18 protein-coding genes are annotated in these 17,387 nt (G+C 62.2%); 10 read left to right on the top strand and 8 right to left on the bottom strand.

Annotated elements, in window-relative coordinates; genetic code table 11:
• Nucleotides 1-42: 42 nt before the first annotated feature.
• The 4 genes from AB7813_RS17305 (at nt 43) to AB7813_RS17290 (ending at nt 3,598) form a co-directional block, all read left to right on the top strand.
• Nucleotides 43-1,953 carry a propionyl-CoA synthetase gene (locus AB7813_RS17305; protein ID WP_439065155.1) on the top strand — a complete coding sequence of 637 codons (1,911 nt, stop codon included), beginning with the start codon at nt 43-45 and terminating at the stop codon, nt 1,951-1,953.
• A gap of 64 nt (nt 1,954-2,017) precedes the next feature.
• Complete coding sequence (locus tag AB7813_RS17300; RefSeq protein ID WP_439065154.1) at nt 2,018-2,284, top strand: hypothetical protein; 267 nt, start codon at nt 2,018-2,020, stop codon at nt 2,282-2,284.
• A gap of 180 nt (nt 2,285-2,464) precedes the next feature.
• The gene (locus AB7813_RS17295) at nt 2,465-3,157 is read left to right on the top strand and encodes an OmpW/AlkL family protein (protein ID WP_439065153.1); all 693 of its coding nucleotides are present in this window, start codon (nt 2,465-2,467) and stop codon (nt 3,155-3,157) included.
• 222 nt (nt 3,158-3,379) lie between these two features.
• Nucleotides 3,380-3,598, top strand: a complete 219-nt coding sequence (locus AB7813_RS17290) for an alkylphosphonate utilization protein (protein ID WP_011665834.1) — start codon at nt 3,380-3,382, stop codon at nt 3,596-3,598.
• Nucleotides 3,599-3,601: 3 nt separating this feature from the next.
• Here AB7813_RS17290 and AB7813_RS17285 read toward each other — a convergent pair whose 3' ends face one another.
• Nucleotides 3,602-3,940: a potassium channel family protein gene (locus tag AB7813_RS17285; protein ID WP_184512154.1), complete on the bottom strand. Its 339-nt coding sequence runs from the start codon at nt 3,938-3,940 to the stop codon at nt 3,602-3,604.
• A gap of 166 nt (nt 3,941-4,106) precedes the next feature.
• Here AB7813_RS17285 and AB7813_RS17280 point away from each other — a divergent pair, with 166 nt between their 5' ends.
• Entirely contained in the window at nt 4,107-4,697 is a 591-nt protein-coding gene (locus AB7813_RS17280) for an SMI1/KNR4 family protein (RefSeq protein WP_439065152.1), read from the top strand.
• Between the two features lie 102 nt (nt 4,698-4,799).
• Here the strand turns inward: AB7813_RS17280 and AB7813_RS17275 are convergent, their stop codons facing one another.
• Complete coding sequence (locus AB7813_RS17275) at nt 4,800-5,495, bottom strand: DUF1013 domain-containing protein (RefSeq protein ID WP_089267677.1); 696 nt, start codon at nt 5,493-5,495, stop codon at nt 4,800-4,802.
• 245 nt (nt 5,496-5,740) lie between these two features.
• Between AB7813_RS17275 and ispH the strand changes: the two genes are divergently transcribed.
• From ispH to rnhA, 3 genes are read left to right on the top strand one after another with little or no spacing between them, the layout of a single operon-like run.
• Nucleotides 5,741-6,706: a 4-hydroxy-3-methylbut-2-enyl diphosphate reductase gene (gene ispH / locus AB7813_RS17270; RefSeq protein ID WP_089267676.1), complete on the top strand. Its 966-nt coding sequence runs from the start codon at nt 5,741-5,743 to the stop codon at nt 6,704-6,706.
• A 5-nt stretch (nt 6,707-6,711) separates the two neighbouring features.
• Entirely contained in the window at nt 6,712-7,692 is a 981-nt protein-coding gene (locus AB7813_RS17265; protein ID WP_439065151.1) for a homoserine kinase, read from the top strand.
• Complete coding sequence (rnhA, locus tag AB7813_RS17260) at nt 7,689-8,138, top strand: ribonuclease HI (RefSeq protein WP_089267674.1); 450 nt, start codon at nt 7,689-7,691, stop codon at nt 8,136-8,138. The genes AB7813_RS17265 and rnhA overlap by 4 nt, the downstream gene beginning before the upstream one ends.
• Before the next feature lie 191 nt (nt 8,139-8,329).
• Here the strand turns inward: rnhA and AB7813_RS17255 are convergent, their stop codons facing one another.
• From AB7813_RS17255 to AB7813_RS17230, 6 genes are all read right to left on the bottom strand, one after another.
• Nucleotides 8,330-8,815 carry a peroxiredoxin gene (locus AB7813_RS17255; protein WP_439065150.1) on the bottom strand — a complete coding sequence of 162 codons (486 nt, stop codon included), beginning with the start codon at nt 8,813-8,815 and terminating at the stop codon, nt 8,330-8,332.
• A 205-nt stretch (nt 8,816-9,020) separates the two neighbouring features.
• On the bottom strand, nt 9,021-9,566 hold the full coding sequence (locus AB7813_RS17250) for a DUF924 family protein (RefSeq protein WP_439065149.1): 546 nt from the start codon (nt 9,564-9,566) through the stop codon (nt 9,021-9,023).
• Between the two features lie 54 nt (nt 9,567-9,620).
• Nucleotides 9,621-11,309, bottom strand: a complete 1,689-nt coding sequence (locus AB7813_RS17245; protein WP_315844052.1) for a long-chain fatty acid--CoA ligase — start codon at nt 11,307-11,309, stop codon at nt 9,621-9,623.
• A 135-nt stretch (nt 11,310-11,444) separates the two neighbouring features.
• A complete protein-coding gene (locus AB7813_RS17240) occupies nt 11,445-12,941 on the bottom strand; it encodes a D-alanyl-D-alanine carboxypeptidase family protein (RefSeq protein WP_439065148.1) in 1,497 nt (498 codons plus the stop codon).
• 207 nt (nt 12,942-13,148) lie between these two features.
• On the bottom strand, nt 13,149-14,945 hold the full coding sequence (locus AB7813_RS17235) for a glucan ABC transporter ATP-binding protein/ permease (protein ID WP_093757446.1): 1,797 nt from the start codon (nt 14,943-14,945) through the stop codon (nt 13,149-13,151).
• A 105-nt stretch (nt 14,946-15,050) separates the two neighbouring features.
• Nucleotides 15,051-16,124, bottom strand: coding sequence for an ABC transporter substrate-binding protein (locus AB7813_RS17230; RefSeq protein WP_439065147.1), 1,074 nt, complete (start codon nt 16,122-16,124; stop codon nt 15,051-15,053).
• 253 nt (nt 16,125-16,377) lie between these two features.
• On the opposite strand from AB7813_RS17230, the gene AB7813_RS17225 reads away from it, so the two are divergent.
• Together AB7813_RS17225 and hisE are read left to right on the top strand one after the other, a co-directional pair.
• Entirely contained in the window at nt 16,378-16,791 is a 414-nt protein-coding gene (locus AB7813_RS17225) for a hypothetical protein (RefSeq protein ID WP_439065146.1), read from the top strand.
• A gap of 150 nt (nt 16,792-16,941) precedes the next feature.
• Nucleotides 16,942-17,340, top strand: coding sequence for a phosphoribosyl-ATP diphosphatase (hisE, locus tag AB7813_RS17220; protein WP_089267666.1), 399 nt, complete (start codon nt 16,942-16,944; stop codon nt 17,338-17,340).
• Nucleotides 17,341-17,387 lie beyond the last annotated feature (47 nt).

Here is a 17,387-nt window from a genome sequence, read left to right as displayed (position 1 = left end):
GACAATGAACTCCGGCGGTAAAGCCGGGGCGGGAGAGACGCCATGACGACCAACGCATCCAGCCGCTATCACGATGTCCACGCGCAGTCGCTGTCTGATCCGGAAGGTTTCTGGAGCGAAGCCGCGAAGGCGATCGACTGGATTGCGCCAGCGAAGAAGGTGTTCGATCCGTCTGTGGGTCTCTACGGCCGCTGGTTTGTCGGCGGCGTGCTCAATACCTGCTACAACGCGCTGGATCGCCATGTCGCCGGTGGCCGCGCCGATCAGGTCGCGCTGATCCACGACTCGCCGCTGACGGGTGAGGTCCGGAAATTCACCTATGCAGAGATGCTGCATGAGGTGCAGGTGCTCGGCGCCATCCTGCAGGATCACGGCGTCGGGAAGGGCGATCGCATCATCCTCTATATGCCGATGGTGCCTGAGGCTGTGGTCGCCATGCTCGCCTGTGCGCGCATCGGCGCGGTACATTCGGTGGTGTTCGGCGGTTTCGCGGCGAAGGAGCTCGCGACACGCATCGACGATGCGCGGCCGAAACTGATCCTGTCGGCGAGCTGCGGCATCGAGCCCGGCCGCATCGTGCAATACAAGCCGCTGCTGGATGAAGCGATCACGCTCGCCAGTGCGAAGCCGGATGGCTGCATCATCCTGCAGCGGCCGCAGCATGGCTGCGATCTGGTGGCCAGCCGCGATCACGACTGGGCCGAATTGCGCAGCAAGGCGATGGCGGCGAAGAAGTCTGCGGAGTGCGTACCGGTGCTGGCGACGGATCCGCTCTATATCCTCTATACGTCCGGCACGACCGGAAAACCGAAGGGCGTGGTGCGCGACAATGGCGGTCATGCCGTCGCGCTCGCATGGTCGATGTGGAATCTCTACGGCGTGAAGCCGGGCGAAGTCTGGTGGTGCGGCTCCGACATCGGCTGGGTGGTCGGCCATAGCTACATCGTTTATGCGCCGCTGTTCCATGGTGCGACCTCAATCATGTATGAGGGCAAGCCGGTCGGCACGCCCGATGCCGGCGCGTTCTGGCGTGTCATCTCCGAACACAAGGCCGTTGCTTTCTTCACGGCGCCGACCGCCTTCCGCGCCATCCGCAAGGACGATCCGGACGGCAGTTTCATTCGCAAATATGATCTCTCGCATTTCCGCACGCTGTTCCTGGCCGGCGAGCGCGCCGATCCACCGACGGTAGACTGGGCCGAGAAACAACTGAAGGTGCCGGTGATCGATCACTGGTGGCAGACCGAGACCGGCTGGTGCATCGCCGGCAATCCGGTGGGCCTTGGCCAGTTGCCGGTGAAGCATGGTTCGCCGACGGTGCCGATGCCCGGCTACAAGATCGAGGTCGTCGATGAAGCATCGAAGCCGCTGCCCGCCGGCACCATGGGCTCCATCGTGATCAAGCTGCCGATGCCGCCGGCCTGTCTGCCGACATTGTGGGAGCAGGACGCGCGCTGCAAGGAAGCCTATTTCAACGAATTCCCCGGCTACTACAAAACGTCCGACGCCGGATACCTGGATGAAGACGGCTATGTCTATGTGATGGGCCGCACCGACGACATCATCAATGTCGCCGGCCACAGGCTCTCGACCGGCGGCATGGAAGAGATTCTGGCCTCGCATCCCGACGTCGCCGAATGCGCCGTGCTGGGCATCAAGGATACCATAAAGGGCGAGGTGCCCTGTGGCTTCCTTGTGCTGAAGGCCGGCGTTGCACGGCCGGTTGCTGACATCGAGAAGGAAGTGGTCGCGCTGGTGCGCGACAAGCTCGGCCCCGTCGCGGCCTTCAAGCTCGCCATCGCTGTCGGTCGCCTGCCGAAGACGCGGTCCGGCAAAATCCTGCGCGGTACCATCAAGAAGATCGCGGACGGTGACAGCTGGACCATGCCCGCGACCATCGAGGATCCGAAGTCACTGGACGAAATCGGTGCGGCGCTGAAGGGCAGGGTCTGAGCAGACCTTACAAATCCCGCATTTCGCGCTAAACACGGCGTCACTCACGTGACAGGAACCATGCATGCGACTGACCTCGACCTCTCTCATCGCGCTGACGCTGACAGCAATGCTGCTCAGCGCCTGCGCGCGCCGCACCGATGTTCCGATGTCGAGCCTTGGCGATGACGATGACGCGATCTGCCGCGCCAATGGTGTCGTTGTCGGCTCGCCGGAATATGCGGCCTGCCGCAAGGACCGCGACGTTCAGCGCAGCAATGCCATCAATCGTGCCGACCGCGCGCAGCGCAATCTCGGCGAATACATGCTGAACAATCCGAACCGGCCGTAACACCGGCGATTGATATTCCGCAAAATTGTGTCTCCCAAAGGCAACGACCGCGCAGCGAGACGCTGTGCGGTCGTTTGCTTTTGATTGAGATCAACGTGTGAGCGCCGCAGCGAGCGTCTTTCGGATTTGATCGGGTGAGATCGTTCACCCCGAACGAATCGAAAGACAGGGCACTTCGCGATGAAGAGAATTCTGACGACCGTGTCGTTGCTGATGGCGGCAACGGCGATGACCAGCATGGCGACAACGGCAGGGGCCGCCGATCTTCCGGCCGCGACGCCGTACACCAAGGCGCCGTTGGTCGAGGCGTGGAATCCCTGGATGATCCGCCTGCGTGTGCTCGGCGTCATTCCGGAGAATGGCGGTACGGTTCACCAGGTGCCGGGCTCCAGCCTGAAGACCTCCGATCAGGTTGTTCCCGAACTCGACATCTCATATTTCTTCACGCCGAACCTCGCAGCCGAACTGATCCTTGGCGTCACCAAGCACCACGTCACCGGCGACGGCGCCATCGCCGGCCTCGATGTCGGCAAGGCGTGGCTGCTGCCGCCGACGCTGACCTTCCAGTATCACTTCACGCAGTTCGGCGCCTTCAAGCCCTATATCGGCGCCGGTGTGAATTACACCTGGTTCTTCAGCCAGAGTGCGAGCGGTGTGGGCGTAACCAGCAGCCGTCTGAAAGACACCGCGGCGCCGGTGCTGCAGTTCGGCTTCGACTACATGATCGACAAGCATTGGGGCTGGAACGTCGACGTGAAGAAGATGTGGATGCGCCCGGATTGGGAAGGCACGCTGGCCAGCGGCGCGGCGATCACCGGTCAGGTCAAGCTCGATCCATGGCTGGTCGGCACCGGCATCACCTACAAGTTCTGATCCCTGGTATTTCTTGCTTCCCCTCTCCCCTTGTGGGAGAGGGTGCCTGAGCGAAGCGAAGGCGGGAGAGGGGGCGTGTTTTGCACCACCCCCTCTCCCGTCTCGAACCCGCTTCGCGTGTTCGATCCACCATGGCGGACGAATTCGTCCGCCAGCTCCCGCCTTGCGCAGCTTCGCTGCGCGGGGAAAGGGGAAGACAGGCACCCCCGCAAAGGACGCATCATGGATATCAAGGTCAGGGATTCGAACGGCGCGCTGCTCGCCGAAGGCGATACCGTCACGCTGATCAAGGACCTCAAGCTGAAAGGCTCGTCCACCGTGCTCAAGCGCGGCACCGTGATCAAGAACATCCATCTCACCGACAACGAAGACGAGATCGAAGGCCGCACCGACAAGGTCAAGGGCCTGGTGCTGCGCACGGAATTTCTGAAGAAGGCGTGAGGATTACTTCTCACGCTTTCTGTCATCATATCGCTCTCGGAACGTCGAGAGCCGTGACAGGAACGCCAGCATCAGTCCGATGCCACAGATCGAGAACAGCATCGTGAAGATCTTGGCGATGGCCGTGGTCGGCGACAGCGTGGCGTCGCCAACCGTGGTCAGGGCCATCACACTGAAATAGGCGGCGTCGATCCATCGCCAGTGCTCGACAATGCGGAAGAAGATCGTGCCGCCGGTCATGGCGATGGCCAGCAGGAACAGGATCGCGCGAAATTCGGGATCGCGCAGGCCGCGGCGGAAGCCGGCCAGCAAGCGCATCAGACCAAGCCAGAGAGATGCCATCGTCGCCACTCCATGCGTTGCCGTCCATGCGCGATGTCGCAGGATTCGATGGCGTTTGGAAAGTGAAGATTATGCGTCGGGCGCGGCCATGAACCTTGCCTTACCTCTGCAGCACCAAGGAAGGCACCGCTCAGGCGGAATCCCTAACGCATAAGCGGAGTACATGATGGCGAACGAGTTCAGGTTCGAAGACTATCCCGATGCGATGACATTCAAGCCGGTGATGGACAAAGCCATAGCGGCCTTTGCCGCGGAGCAGGGCATCGAATTCTCGTCCGATTATACGGCGTTTCTGAAAGCGCATAACGGCTTCTATTTCGATCTCGACACAGCCAGCCCGCTGGCCGATGGCGTCGAGACATTCGATTCGGTGCGCTACCTCCGCGGTCTCGACACCGGCTTCGAATACAACGACCTGCGCGTGTTCCTCGCCGATGCCGATCTCTGGGACAAGGCCTTCCGTGCCTTCTGCTATCCGGTGGCGGAAAGTCACGGCGGCGATCCGATCGTCGAAATCTACAAGGGTAAGGCGAAGGGTAAGATCTACTTCGTCGATCACGAGGTCATCCCGGACGTCAGCGAACTGGCTGATGCAGGCGTGAACCTGGAGAATGCCGACGACGTCCTCGCTTACATGATCGACAGACAGGGCTGCTTCATCGAAGTCGCCACGTCGTTCTCGAATTTCATCGGCAAGCTGGTGGCATATGACGATGACGGCAGCATCAATGTCAGCATCCGTCGCCCGCTGGCGTGAGCGGGCGGCGCATCACCTGAAACAAAAAAAAACGCGGCGGGATGAACCGCCGCGTTTTCAATTCTGTCCTTGCCGCCGCGCATCTGCGCGCAGCGCAGGCGCTTATTCGTCGTCGTCCTGCTTCTTGCTGCCGCCGATGCCCTTCAGCTTGGCGAACACGGCGTCGACATTGAGGTCGCCGCTGCCGCTCTCGGCGGTCTCCAGCTCATCCTTGCGGGTGGTTTCCGAGGCCGGCAGTAGGGTCGCGCCGCCGTAAGCCTGGTCGGTCGGCTTTTCCTTGGCCGCGCGCTGCACCTCGAAATCGAGTTCGATCTGCGAGCACAGGCCGAGGGTCACCGGATCCATAGGGGTCAGGGTCGAAGCATTCCAGTGGGTGCGGTCGCGGATCGAGGCGATGGTGGTCTTGGTGGTGCCGACCAGCCGCATGATCTGGCTGTCTTTCAGCTCGGCATGGTTACGCACCAGCCACAGGATCGCGCTCGGGCGCTCATGACGGCGCGACACCGGGGTGTAGCGCGGGCCCTTCTTCTTGGCGGCTGGCGGCAGGATCACCTTGCTCTCTTCGAGCTTGAGCCGATAATTCTTGTCCTTCTCGCCCTTTTCGATCTCATCGCGGGTCAGCTGCCCGTTGGAAATCGGGTCCATGCCCTTGATGCCCTGGGCGGCGTCGCCGTCGGCAATGGCGCGGATCTCGAGCGGGTGCATCTTGGTGAAATCGGCGACCTGATCGAAGGTCAGCGCCGTATTGTCGACCAGCCACACGGCCGTCGCCTTTGGCATCAGCGGGGCATTGCTCATGGCACATCTCCTTTGCGCTTCGCCCACCTCTTTCGGAGGCGAAGCCGTCTGGTCATCGGTGATGACGGGAATTAAGGCTCTATATAATCTGTCAGAGGGCAACCGCGCAATGCCCGGCAGTTCGGCCTTGACAGCGCCGCAAACCGGCCCCAAGTCCTTATTCAGACAAGCTCTTTGGCTGAATTTTGCCAATCTGACCCATCGCACCTGCCATTTTGGTGCCCAGGCCCCTGGATCGCCCCGATATGACGACCAAACCGTCCCTGAAAATCGTTCTTTGTTCGCCGCGTGGCTTCTGCGCAGGCGTCGTCCGGGCGATCGATACGGTCGAACGCGCACTCGCCATCCATGGCGCGCCTGTCTATGTCCGGCATGAGATCGTCCATAACAAGTATGTGGTGGACAGCCTCAAGACCAAGGGCGCGATTTTCGTCGAGGAACTCGCCGAAATCCCGGACAACACCTCCGCGCCGGTAGTATTTTCCGCCCATGGCGTGCCGAAATCGGTTCCCGAGGATGCCCGTCAGCGCAATTTCTTCTCGCTGGACGCGACCTGCCCGCTGGTGACCAAGGTGCACCGCGAGGCGGCGATCCACTTCAAGCGCGGCCGTGAGATCCTGCTGATCGGGCATTCGCATCACCCGGAAGTGGTCGGCACCGTCGGCCAGCTGCCGCCTGGCGCTGTGCAGCTCATCGAGACCGCTGGAGACGCCCAGACCTTCCAGCCGAAGGATCCGAACAATCTCGCTTTCGTGACCCAGACGACGCTGTCGATCGACGACACCGCCGAGATCGTCGAAGTGCTGAAGAGCCGCTTCCCCACGATCAACGGGCCGCACAAGGAAGACATCTGCTACGCCACCACCAACCGCCAGCTTGCCGTGAAGAAGGTGGCGCCGGTGGTCGATGCGCTGATCGTTGTCGGTGCGCCGAACTCGTCGAACTCGCAGCGTCTGCGCGAAGTGGCCGAGCGCGAGGGATGTCGCGTCTCGGTGCTGGCACAGCGCGCGAGCGATCTCGACTGGAGCATGTTCGAGGGCATCACCAGCCTCGGCATCACCGCGGGCGCCTCGGCGCCGGAAGTGATCGTCGAAGAAATCATGGATGCCTTCGCGCAGCGTTATGAGCTGCATGTGGAGACGGTGTCGGCTGCTGAAGAAAACGAATTCTTCCCGCTGCCGCGTTCGTTGCGTCCCGAGGCCGCGGCGTAACCGCGATGGCGGTCTATACCGATGTTGCCGCCGATGATCTCGCGGATTTCCTGAAGAGCTACGATGTCGGCGAATTGCTCTCCTACAAGGGCATCGCCGAAGGCGTCGAGAATTCCAACTTCCTGATGCACACCTCCAAGGGCGCGTATATCCTCACGCTCTATGAGAAGCGCGTCGAAGCGGATGACCTGCCTTACTTCCTCGGTCTGATGGCGCATCTCTGCGCGCGTGGCGTGAATTGCCCGCAGCCGCAGAAGAATCGCGACGGTGCGGTCTATGCATCGCTCGCCGGCCGGCCCGCCGCGATCATCAACTTCCTCGAAGGCATGTGGCCGCGTCGTCCCAACGCGATGCATTGCGCCGGTGTCGGCGAAGCGCTGGCGAAGATGCATGTCGCCGGGCGCGATTTCCCGTTGGTGCGCAAGAACAATCTGTCGGTCGATGGTTGGCGCGGTTTGCTCGACCTCGCGGCGCCGCGTGCCGATACGGTTCAGCCCGGGCTGCGCGCTTTCCTGCAGACCGAACTCGACTATCTTGCCGCGCATTGGCCAACCGATCTGCCGGAAGGCGTGATCCATGCGGATCTGTTTCCGGACAACGTGTTCTTTCTTGGCGACAAGCTCTCCGGCCTGATCGACTTCCCGTTCGCCTGCAATGACATGCTGGCCTACGACGTGGCGATCTGCCTGAACGCCTGGTGCTTCGAGCCGGATCTGTCGTTCAATGCCACCAAGGCGCGCGCTTTCCTCAATGCCTATGAGGCGGTGCGTCCGTTGACCAGTGCCGAGCGCGCGGCGTTTCCGCTGCTGGCACGCGGCGCGTCGATCCGTTTCTTGCTCACGCGTCTGGTGGATTTCCTCAATGTGCCGGAAGGCGCCTTCGTGAAGCCGAAGGATCCGGTCGAGTATGTCCGCAAGCTGCGCTTCCACCAGTCGGTGACGTCGATGGCCGACTACGGCGTCGAAGTGGCGAGGCAGCCCGCGTGACCACTGCGACGCCTGTGACGATCTATACCGACGGCGCCTGTTCGGGAAATCCCGGTCCCGGCGGCTGGGGCGCGATCCTTCGTTTCGGCGATGCCGAGAAGGAATTGAAGGGCGGCGAGGCGCACACCACCAACAACCGCATGGAGCTGATGGCGGCGATCTCGGCGCTGGAAGCGCTGAAGAAGCCGTGTTCGGTGGATCTGCACACCGACAGCCAGTATCTGCGCAACGGCATCATGAGCTGGATTCACGGCTGGAAGAAAAACGGCTGGAAGACGTCGGACAAGAAGCCGGTGAAGAATGTCGACCTGTGGCAGCGCCTCGACGCCGCGCTGAAGACCCATGATGTGCGCTGGCACTGGGTCAAGGGCCATGCCGGCCACGCGGAGAATGAGCGTGCCGATCAGCTGTCGCGGGATGGGCTGGCGGAGAACCGGGGCCGGTAGAAGCGGGCTCTCTTTTCCCCTCCCCCCTCGTGGGGGAGGGTGCCTTCGCGAAGCGACGGCGGGAGAGGGGGCTGCATCCCCGCGCTCAAACCCTCTCCCGTCTCGAACCCGCTTCGCGTGTTCGATCCACCCTCTCCCGCGGCGCGCAGCTTCGCTGCGCTGGGGGAGAGGGGATGTAAGAGGGCTTTAGCTCACAGCTGGCCGAGCAGGGTGTCGCCGCCGGAGACTTCGACCTTGCCCGGTGCCGGCTCGAGGTTGAGCTTGGTCACGTTGCCGTCTTCCACCAGCATCGAATAGCGATGCGAGCGGATGCCGAGGCCGTTGCCCGATGCGTCGAGCTCCATACCGATCGCCTTGGTGAAGTCGGCATTGCCGTCGGCGAGGAACACCGCTTCGTCGCGCAGATCGGTATCTTTCTTCCAGGCGTTCATCACGAACACATCGTTGACGGAGATGATCGCGATGGTGTCGACGCCCTTGTCCTTGATGGCATAGGCGTTGAGGAAGATGCTCGGCAGATGCATTTTGTGGCAGGTGCCGGTATAGGCGCCGGGCACCGCGAACAGCGCCACTTTCTTGCCCTTGAAGATGTCGTCGGTGGTCTTCACGGCCGGACCTTCGGAGGTCATGACACGGAGCTTGGACTCGGGCAGCTTGTCGCCAACTTGAATGGTCATCGTCGATCTCTCCTGAAAGTAAGGGTGAGTGTGTTTAGACCGGCTGCATGACGCGGGCAATATTGAGGGGCGCTCAAAGGCAAGGCAGGGGCTTCTCATCTTCGTCATTGCGAGCGTAGCGAAGCAATCCAGAAAGCAACAAGGGAAGACTGGATTGCCGCGTCGCTTCGCTCCTCGCAATGACGAAGAGGGTCGGAGGCCAATTCTACCCGCCGAAGCCGCCGGCATCCAGAAACGCCTGTTCCTCCGCAGTGGTGTTGCGCCCCAGCACCCGGTTACGGTGGGGGAAACGGCCGAAGCGCCGGATGATGTCGGCGTGCTCGTCGGCGAATTTCAGATTGTCGGTCTCGCCGGTGGCGCGAAACAGTGCGCAGCAGCGCTCCTGATCGACGAGGTCTTCCGAATGCATCAGCGGCATATAGACGAACTGCTGCATCTGCTGGTCGACGCGCTGATCGACGCCGCGCGCGACGGCCCTGATCGTGAGCTCGCAAGCGAGGCGATCGCTGGAAAAGGCCCGCGCATCGTTGCGGAACATGTTGCGGGGAAACTGGTCAAGCACGAGGATCAAAGCGAGCGTGCCCTCGTCACTGGCCTCCCATGACGCAAGGTTGCCTGCGACGGCCTCATCCCACAGCGCGCGAAAGCGGCGGGTGATCTCGGCATCGAAATCGTCGTTCTTGGCGTACCAGCGGTCCCAGCCGGCGTCTGTCCAGAAGGCGATGATGTCGGCGGGAGTCGTTGCAGTCATGCTGAAATCCATAGGGTGGGCCATGCGAAAGCGGGCCCACCCTATAGCAGTGTGTCAGGCCGCTGAGGCCTGCTTCTTCTCGTCGCGGAGTTCGCGGCGCAGGATCTTGCCGACATTGGTCTTCGGCAAAGCGGTGCGGAATTCGATCTGTTTCGGCACCTTGTAATTGGTGAGCTGGGTGCCGCAGAATTTGATGATGTCCTCGGCGGTGACGTTCGGGTCCTTCTTGACGACGAAGGCCTTCACCGCCTCGGTGGTCTTCGGATCGGGCACGCCGATCACGGCGCATTCCAGCACGCCGGGATGGCTGGCGATGACGTCCTCGACCTCGTTCGGATAGACGTTGAAGCCCGAAACCAGCACCATGTCCTTCTTGCGATCAACGATCTTGGTGAAGCCATCGGGGCTCATGATGCCTATATCGCCGGTGCGGAAGAAACCGTCCGCGGTCATCACCTTGGCGGTCTCGTCGGGCCGGTTCCAGTAGCCCGACATGATCTGCGGACCCTTGGCGCAAATCTCGCCGGGCTCGCCGAGCGGCACTTCGTTGCCGTCGTCGTCGCGGATCGAGATGTAGGTCGATGGCACCGGCACGCCGATGGAGCCGTTGAACTGATCGACATCGGCCGGGTTGCAGGTCAGCGTCGGCGAGGTTTCCGACAGTCCGTAGCCTTCGGCGACGAAGCAGCCGGTCGTCTTCAGCCAGCGCTCGGCCACCGCCTTCTGCACCGCCATGCCGCCGCCGTTGGAAATCTTCAGCTTGGAGAAATCGACCTGGTCAAAACCGGGCGTATTCAGCAGGCCGTTATAGAGCGTGTTGACGGCCGGGAAGCTGTTGACCTGATACTTCATCAGCTCCTTCACGAAGCCCGGCATGTCGCGCGGGTTCGGGATCAGGAGGTTGACGCCGCCGGCGCGCACGGCCAGCAGGAAGCAAGCCGTCAGTGCGAAGATATGATAGAGCGGCAGCGCACAGACGATGAAAAGCTGGTCCACATGCGGCGGCTTGCGCAGCGCCGGCTGCAGCCAGGCATCGTTCTGCAGCACATTGGCCAGGATGTTGCGATGGCGCAGCGTCGCGCCCTTGGAAACGCCGGTGGTGCCGCCGGTATATTGCAGGAAAGCGACGTCGTCAGGCCCGAGCACCGGCTTCTTCATCTTCATGCTGCGGCCGGCGGAGACTGCATCGTTGAACCAGACGGCGCCCGGCAATTCATAAGCCGGCACCATTTTCTTTACCCGCCTGACCACGAGATTGACGATCACGCCCTTGAAGCCGAGCATGTCGCCCATGCTGCCAAGGATGACGTGCTTCACATTGGTCTTGGCGATCACCTGCTGCACGGTAGAGGCGAAGTTCTCCAGCACGATGATGGCTTCGGCGCCGGAATCCTTGAGCTGATGCTCGAGCTCGCGCGGCGTGTAGAGCGGGTTGACGTTGACCACGGCATAGCCGGCGCGCAGCACCGCGGAGGTGGCGATCGGATATTGCAGCACGTTCGGCATCATCAGCGCGACACGGGCGCCCTTGGCGAGGCCCTTGCTCTGCAGATAGGCGCCGAGCGCCAGGGACATTTCGTCGAGCTCACGATAGGTGATCGACTTATCCATGCAGATGAAGGCTTTGCGATCGCGGAATTTGGCAAAGCTCTCTTCGAGCAGATCGACCAGCGACGGATACAGGCTGACGTCGATGTCGGCTGGCACGCCTGCCGGATATTGTTTGAGCCAGATGCGCTCCATGACACTTCCCCCTCGATTTGATTATTTCGTCGAAGTATTGAGCAAAGCTGCCCTTGATAGCAAGGCGCGGCGCAACATGACGCAGCCGGAAACCGGCCGCGTTAACGATGATAGTTGAGCCTTGTCGACGAAGGTCTAAGTGCGCGGAGCTGCCGCAGCCGGCTTGGCTTCGCCGGTGGTAGCTTTCGGTGCGGGTTTGGCCGCTGCCTTCGGCTTGGCCGGCGTTGTGGCCGGAGCGCCGGTGGCCGCCGTGGCAGGCTTGGCAGCCGCGGGCTTGGCGGCGGCTGGCTTAGCTGCAGCGGCCGGTTTCGGCGCGGCTGCATCCGGTTTCACTGCTGCCTGTTTTGCAGCCGGTTTGGCCGCAGGCTTGGCGGCTGGTTTCGCCTCGGCCGATGCTGCGGTTTTGGCGTCCTTGCTGTCGGCTGCCGCGTCCGGCTTCTTGGCGGCGGTCTTGGTGCCCTTCTTGCCCTTGGGCTTCGGCGTCTGCCGGGCTTCTTCCACCGCATTGGCGGCGATCAGGTCAGCGCCGGTCTTCTTAGGCCCAATATAAACGATCACCGGCTCGACCGGTGCGGCGGCTGCGGCGATCATGTCGACCGGGCGCAGCGTTGGCGGCTGCAGACCGGCGGTGAAGAACGACATGGCCTGGCTGCTGGCTTCGTTGCTGGCGACGACTTCATCATCGGCGTCGCTGGCCGGGCGCTTGCGTTTCGGTCCGCACATCTCGTCGCGCAGGTTGGGCGGTGCGGCGTCGATCGGTGCGAGGGCATCCACGGTGCCGAGCGCCGGCTGCAGCCAGGTCAGGCCGCCTGTGCCGGTGTTGAAGCCGCGCTCCAGCAGCTGCGCTGCCTTGACGGCGCGCGCCTGGCCGGACGAGGCGCCGAGCACCACCGCGATCAGCCGCTTGTTGCCACGGGTGGCGGTGGCGACGAGATTGTAGCCGGAGGCGCAGATGAAACCGGTCTTCATGCCGTCGGCGCCGGGATAGCGGCCGATCAGCTTGTTGAAGTTCGGCGTGATGCGGCGGCCGAATTTGATCGCGGGAATATGGACGAAATATTCGTATTCCGGCAGGTCGCGAATGATCGCACGCGCAAGGATCGCGAGGTCGCGCGCCGAGGTCACCTGTTCGTCCGCGGGCAGGCCGTTCGGATTGACATAGTGGGTTTGCGTCATGCCGAGCTTCTGCGCCGTGGCATTCATCATCGCGGAAAATCCGTCGACGGAGCCGCCGACGCCTTCGGCGAGCACGACGGCCATGTCGTTGGCCGACTTCACCATCATCATCTTCAACGCGTTATCGATGGTGACCTGCGTGCCGGCCTTGAAGCCCATCTTCGATGGCGACTGCGCGGAGGCGATCGGCGACACTGTCACCACCGTGTCGAGGTTGATGCGTCCCTGCTTCACCGCCTGCAACGTGACATAGGTCGTCATCAGCTTCGTGACGGAGGCGGGGTGCCACGGATAGGTCGCGTTCTCGGCCTGCAGGACCTTGCCGGTATCGGCTTCGACGAGCAGAAGCGCTTCAGCACTGGCCGTGCGCGGCGCAGTCACGCCGAGCGCAAGTGCCGCGGTGAGAATGAACCAGTTGAGTGATAGCAGGCGGCGCGATGCGAAGTGAAACTGCACTATCCGATTCCGGTCCTTTGCGGCCCGCCTGCAGTGCTCCAGCACCGCGCGCAGCAATTCTTGGATTTGAGGTTCGGGGCTCTCATGTCGGTCTGCCGTCACGCGGTGACGGCTGCAAACCTATACCGGCCGAGAGCATCAGAACAGTGGCGAGCCGGTTAAATCGGTGATGAAAGGGGCCAAATTTCGACCGGTTCTCCAAAGACATCAAAGGGGTTCGGCAACATCGGGCAGCGCCATGCTGGCGCGTGCGTCCTCCTGAACCATGAACTGGGCGGCGGCCAGACTGGCGAAATAGCCGCCCTGCATCACGAGTTCATCGAAAGTTCCCGCTTCGATCACGCGGCCGTTCTCAAATACGAGGATGCGCGTGGCGTTGCGGATGGTGGACAGCCTGTGCGCGATCACGAAGGTGGTGCGGCCCTTCATCACTTCATCGAGAGCGACGTTGAGCTTGGCCTCGGTCACGGCATCGAGCGCGCTGGTGGCCTCGTCGAGGATCAGGATCGGCGGGTCCTTCAGCAAAGCGCGCGCGATCGACAGCCGCTGCCGCTCGCCGCCGGACAGCATGCGGCCGCGCTCGCCGGCATTTGTGTTGAAACCGTTATCGCTGCGCTCGATGAAATCGAGCGCCTGGGCGCGTGCGGCGGCAATGCGCAGCTCTTCATCGGTCGCGTCCGGTTTGCCGACGCGCAGGTTGTCGGCGATGGAGCGATTGAACAGCAGCGCCTCCTGGAACACGACGCCGATGTTCCGGCGCAGGCCCGACAGGGTGAGTGCACGGACATCCATACCGTCGATCGAGATGATGCCGGATTGCGGGTCGAAGGCCCGGTGCAGCAGTGCGATGGCGGTGGATTTGCCCGCGCCGGTGGCGCCGACGAGCGCGATGGTCTCGCCGGGCAGCGCCGTGAAGGACAGATCCGCGATGGCCGGCCGCTTGCCGTCATAGGAGAACGACACGTCGTTGAATTCGACCATGCCCTGCAGCCGGCCGGGGTCCATGGCGTCGATACGGTCGCGCACGGCAGGCACGGCATCGAGGACGTTCATGAAATCGCGCAGCCGCGGCGCCTCCATGAAGATGGTGTTGATGAAGGAGACCACCTGTTCGAGCTTCTGGATCAGCATCGTCGCAAAACTGACGAACATCACGATCTCGCCGACGGTGGTGAGACCCTGCTGATGCAGCGCGATGCCGACGGTGAAGATCGCCAGCACCGTGATGGTGGTGGAGGCGCGCGTCATCACCGAGACCAGTGCCCACCACGACAGCACCGGCATTTGCTTTTCGAGCAACTGGCTGGAGACGCCGCGCAGGCCCTGCACCTCGGCATCGATGCGCGTGAAGCTCTGCACCAGCGCGACGTTGCCCAGCGCATCGGAAGCACGCGCGGAAAGGTCGCCGTAATGCTCCTCGACGTCGCTCTGCATGCCCGATGTCTTGCGCACGACCATCGTGGTCAGCACCGTGAATACGACGCACAGGATCACGAGCAGGATGGCCAGTCGCCAGTTCAGATAGATCGACAGCGGCAGCAGCACGAACAACGAGACGATGGAGGCGAAATGTTCGCGGAAGAAGCCGAGCCAGACACGCCACAGCGCATCGGTGCCGGCCAGCATCACTTTCATCAGGCGCCCTGAATGCGTACCGGTGTGGAAGGTCAGCGGCAATTGCATGATGTGTTCGAAATAATCGGTCAGCACCGCCTGGCGCTGGCGATGTGCGAGGCGATCCGCATGAAGTGCCACCACCGCGCCGCAGACGATGGTGAACAGGCCGAACGCAACCCAGGCCGCCAATAGCGGCCAGGGCGATGCGCTGTCCGTCTGCATCGCTGCCGTCGAGAGATTGCCGGAGAGCACGTCGATGATCCGGCCGAACAGCACCGGTTCGGCGAATTGCGCGCCGGCGAGCAGCAGATTGGCGCCCGCAAGGATCCAGCCGAGGCGCTTCTCCTTGCCGAGCAGCTCCAGCACACGGGTGTAAAGACGGATCATGGGAGGTCACTCAGCGCAGCGCGAACGGGATAACCGATTGCGCATAGTCTAGGCGGGGATGGCAGCCGAATACAGCTTCGGGAAAAGTTGTTCAGTTGAACTTCTTCAGTTCATCTTGCGGCCGACCGAGCCCGGCAGGAAGCTGTCATCGAAGATGTCCGCGGCTGAGGGGCGCTTCTTGAAGGTAAAATCTTCGGCGATCTCGTTGAGTGACGTCTCAAAGCGCGCGGCGTCGATGCCACCCAGCCCGTCGCGGCGGACGTCGTCGGTCAGGATATTGTCGGTAATGGCAATGTGGAGCCGCGTCAGTTCAAGGTCGCGCGAACCGTTCTCCATCTGGGTCATGACGTCGGTGATCGCCTTGGCCGGATCCTGGATCGCCAACTGCGTCCCGGCGGTGACGGCGCGAATGAATGCTTTCACGGCCTCGGGTCTGGCGGTAGCGAATTTCGGATTGACGATCAGCGCGAGGCCATAGGCGGCAGACCCGAACTCGGCGAAACGAAACACCGCCAGGTCATCGGCGGGGACGCCGCGGTCGCGCAGGTTGACCGCCGAGAGATAGGAGAAGCCGGTGACCGCATCGACCTGACCGGCCGAGAGCATCGGTTCGCGCACCGCGGCGCTGATCCTCTCCAGCTTCACGGCTGCAAGCTTGATGTTGTTTCGCTTGGCCAGTGCCGGCCATAGCCGGATCGCGAGATCGCGATCAGCGACCCCAAGCACTTTTCCTTCAAGGCTGCCGAGCGAGATCACGCCGCGGCTCTTGCGGGCGACGATGGCATAGGGTGCTACGTTGAGTAGTACGAAGACGGCTTTCACCGTCGCGGCATCGGAATCGCCGCGATAGCGGATCAACGCATTGAGATCGGCCAGCGCCATGTCGCAGGCACCGGAGGCGACCCGCGCGATGGTCTCCTTCGATCCTGCGGCGACGGTGGTGGTTACATTCAGGTTCTCGGCCCGGTACAGGCCGCGGGCATCGGCCAGCACGAAGGGGGCGGCAATCGCATCGACCGCGCGATCGAGCGCAAACTGCATATTGGTCGGTGTCTTGTCGTCAGCCGCCCTGGTGTCGTCGGCGGCCTGTCCCGATGATGCGCAAAAAGCGACGGAGCCCAGCGCACTCAGCGAGAGGAGGACATGCCGCCGGGAAATGTTGGTCGCGTTTCTGGGCATCAAGATACTTAACGACTGACGGACCGGCAGTTACCCCGCCGGGCATGTCTGATTGATGGCGGTATGGTGCGACATCTTGCGCGTCGTTTCTAACCGTAAAAGGCTGAACGGGAGATGACTGCCCCGATTTGGACACCGATCGTTCAGCTGCCGTTGGGGTTGGGGAACCCATAGTGGCCGAAGTGGTTGGCTATACAGAGGCCCATAGGGCCAGACGACCACGGAGGACATTGAGATGTTCGTACGAAATAGATTGTTTAATAAGACCGGCCACGCCGCCATCGTGGCGACCGTCGCGGCCATGACGATCTCGGCAATTGCGCCGACCGGAGCATTTGCGGCACCTGTCGCCAAGAGCACAAGCCAGGCTGTTGCAACTCACGGCACCAGCGATGCGACCGATTTCAGCAGCGCGCGCCGTCGCCACTATCGCGGTGGCGGCAATGCTGCCGGCCTTGCGGCCTTTGGCGCCATCGTCGGTACCATTGGCGCAATCGCTGCCACGCAGAGCCGTCGCGACTATTACTACGATAATGGCCCGGGCTACGGCTACTACGGTGGTGGCCCAGCCTATTATGATGGCGGTCCTGCCTATTACGGTGGCGTGCCGTATCGCGGCTATGGCGGTGGCCATGGTTATGATAATTCGCGTCGTATGACCTGGTAGTTCGCGATCGGTCACAACTTATTCCGTCATGCAACTGTCACTTAACTATCAAACGCCGGTCGCGCTTGCGGCCGGCGTTTTGACGTCGTTGCAGACACTTGAAGGCCAGGCGTTAACGCGCCGGCCACGGCTTTGGGATAGTGTAGTTGTATGAGTGATTCGCTCGACCGACTTTATCAGGCGGTGATCGCGGCCAAGGATCTCGATCCCTCGGTCTCGCGAACGGCCCGGCTTTATCAGCAGGGGCCGGAAAAGATGGCGAAGAAGCTCGCCGAAGAAGCCATCGAGGTCGTCATCGATGCGATCAACCGCAAACCGGACGCCGTGATCCGCGAAAGCGCCGATCTTCTCTACAATTTGACTGTGTTGTGGGCGGCCGCGGGCGTGCGTCCTGAGCAGGTCTGGGCCGAGATGAGCCGGCGTGAAGACATGCTCGGTATCGCCGAAAAGCTCCCGAAACCGCCGAAACGGCCCAAATCCATCGAGCAAAGCGCTGCGCGGCGGCCAATTGTCGCGCTCGAAGGTCGTCGCCTTCGCAAGTTGAGTTAAGCTTTTCGTCTCGCGCGTGTCAGCCCAGCCATAGACAAATCGGCGTC

Source organism: Tardiphaga sp. 20_F10_N6_6 (genome assembly GCF_052076045.1).
Taxonomy (GTDB): domain Bacteria; phylum Pseudomonadota; class Alphaproteobacteria; order Rhizobiales; family Xanthobacteraceae; genus Tardiphaga; species Tardiphaga robiniae.
Note: the sequence above shows the minus strand (reverse complement) of the source record. Positions and strands in the feature narration are given on the sequence as shown.

What these genes read in the sequence shown, in the direction of transcription:
- AB7813_RS17305 (WP_439065155.1), top strand. Translation starts at nt 43, where the DNA reads ATGACGACCAACGCATCCAGCCGCTATCACGATGTCCACGCGCAGTCG.
- AB7813_RS17300 (WP_439065154.1), top strand. Translation starts at nt 2,018, where the DNA reads ATGCGACTGACCTCGACCTCTCTCATCGCGCTGACGCTGACAGCAATG.
- AB7813_RS17295 (WP_439065153.1), top strand. Translation starts at nt 2,465, where the DNA reads ATGAAGAGAATTCTGACGACCGTGTCGTTGCTGATGGCGGCAACGGCG.
- AB7813_RS17290 (WP_011665834.1), top strand. Translation starts at nt 3,380, where the DNA reads ATGGATATCAAGGTCAGGGATTCGAACGGCGCGCTGCTCGCCGAAGGC.
- AB7813_RS17285 (WP_184512154.1), bottom strand. Translation starts at nt 3,940, where the DNA reads ATGGCATCTCTCTGGCTTGGTCTGATGCGCTTGCTGGCCGGCTTCCGC.
- AB7813_RS17280 (WP_439065152.1), top strand. Translation starts at nt 4,107, where the DNA reads ATGGCGAACGAGTTCAGGTTCGAAGACTATCCCGATGCGATGACATTC.
- AB7813_RS17275 (WP_089267677.1), bottom strand. Translation starts at nt 5,495, where the DNA reads ATGAGCAATGCCCCGCTGATGCCAAAGGCGACGGCCGTGTGGCTGGTC.
- ispH (WP_089267676.1), top strand. Translation starts at nt 5,741, where the DNA reads ATGACGACCAAACCGTCCCTGAAAATCGTTCTTTGTTCGCCGCGTGGC.
- AB7813_RS17265 (WP_439065151.1), top strand. Translation starts at nt 6,712, where the DNA reads ATGGCGGTCTATACCGATGTTGCCGCCGATGATCTCGCGGATTTCCTG.
- AB7813_RS17255 (WP_439065150.1), bottom strand. Translation starts at nt 8,815, where the DNA reads ATGACCATTCAAGTTGGCGACAAGCTGCCCGAGTCCAAGCTCCGTGTC.
- AB7813_RS17250 (WP_439065149.1), bottom strand. Translation starts at nt 9,566, where the DNA reads ATGACTGCAACGACTCCCGCCGACATCATCGCCTTCTGGACAGACGCC.
- AB7813_RS17245 (WP_315844052.1), bottom strand. Translation starts at nt 11,309, where the DNA reads ATGGAGCGCATCTGGCTCAAACAATATCCGGCAGGCGTGCCAGCCGAC.
- AB7813_RS17235 (WP_093757446.1), bottom strand. Translation starts at nt 14,945, where the DNA reads ATGATCCGTCTTTACACCCGTGTGCTGGAGCTGCTCGGCAAGGAGAAG.
- AB7813_RS17230 (WP_439065147.1), bottom strand. Translation starts at nt 16,124, where the DNA reads ATGCCCAGAAACGCGACCAACATTTCCCGGCGGCATGTCCTCCTCTCG.
- hisE (WP_089267666.1), top strand. Translation starts at nt 16,942, where the DNA reads ATGAGTGATTCGCTCGACCGACTTTATCAGGCGGTGATCGCGGCCAAG.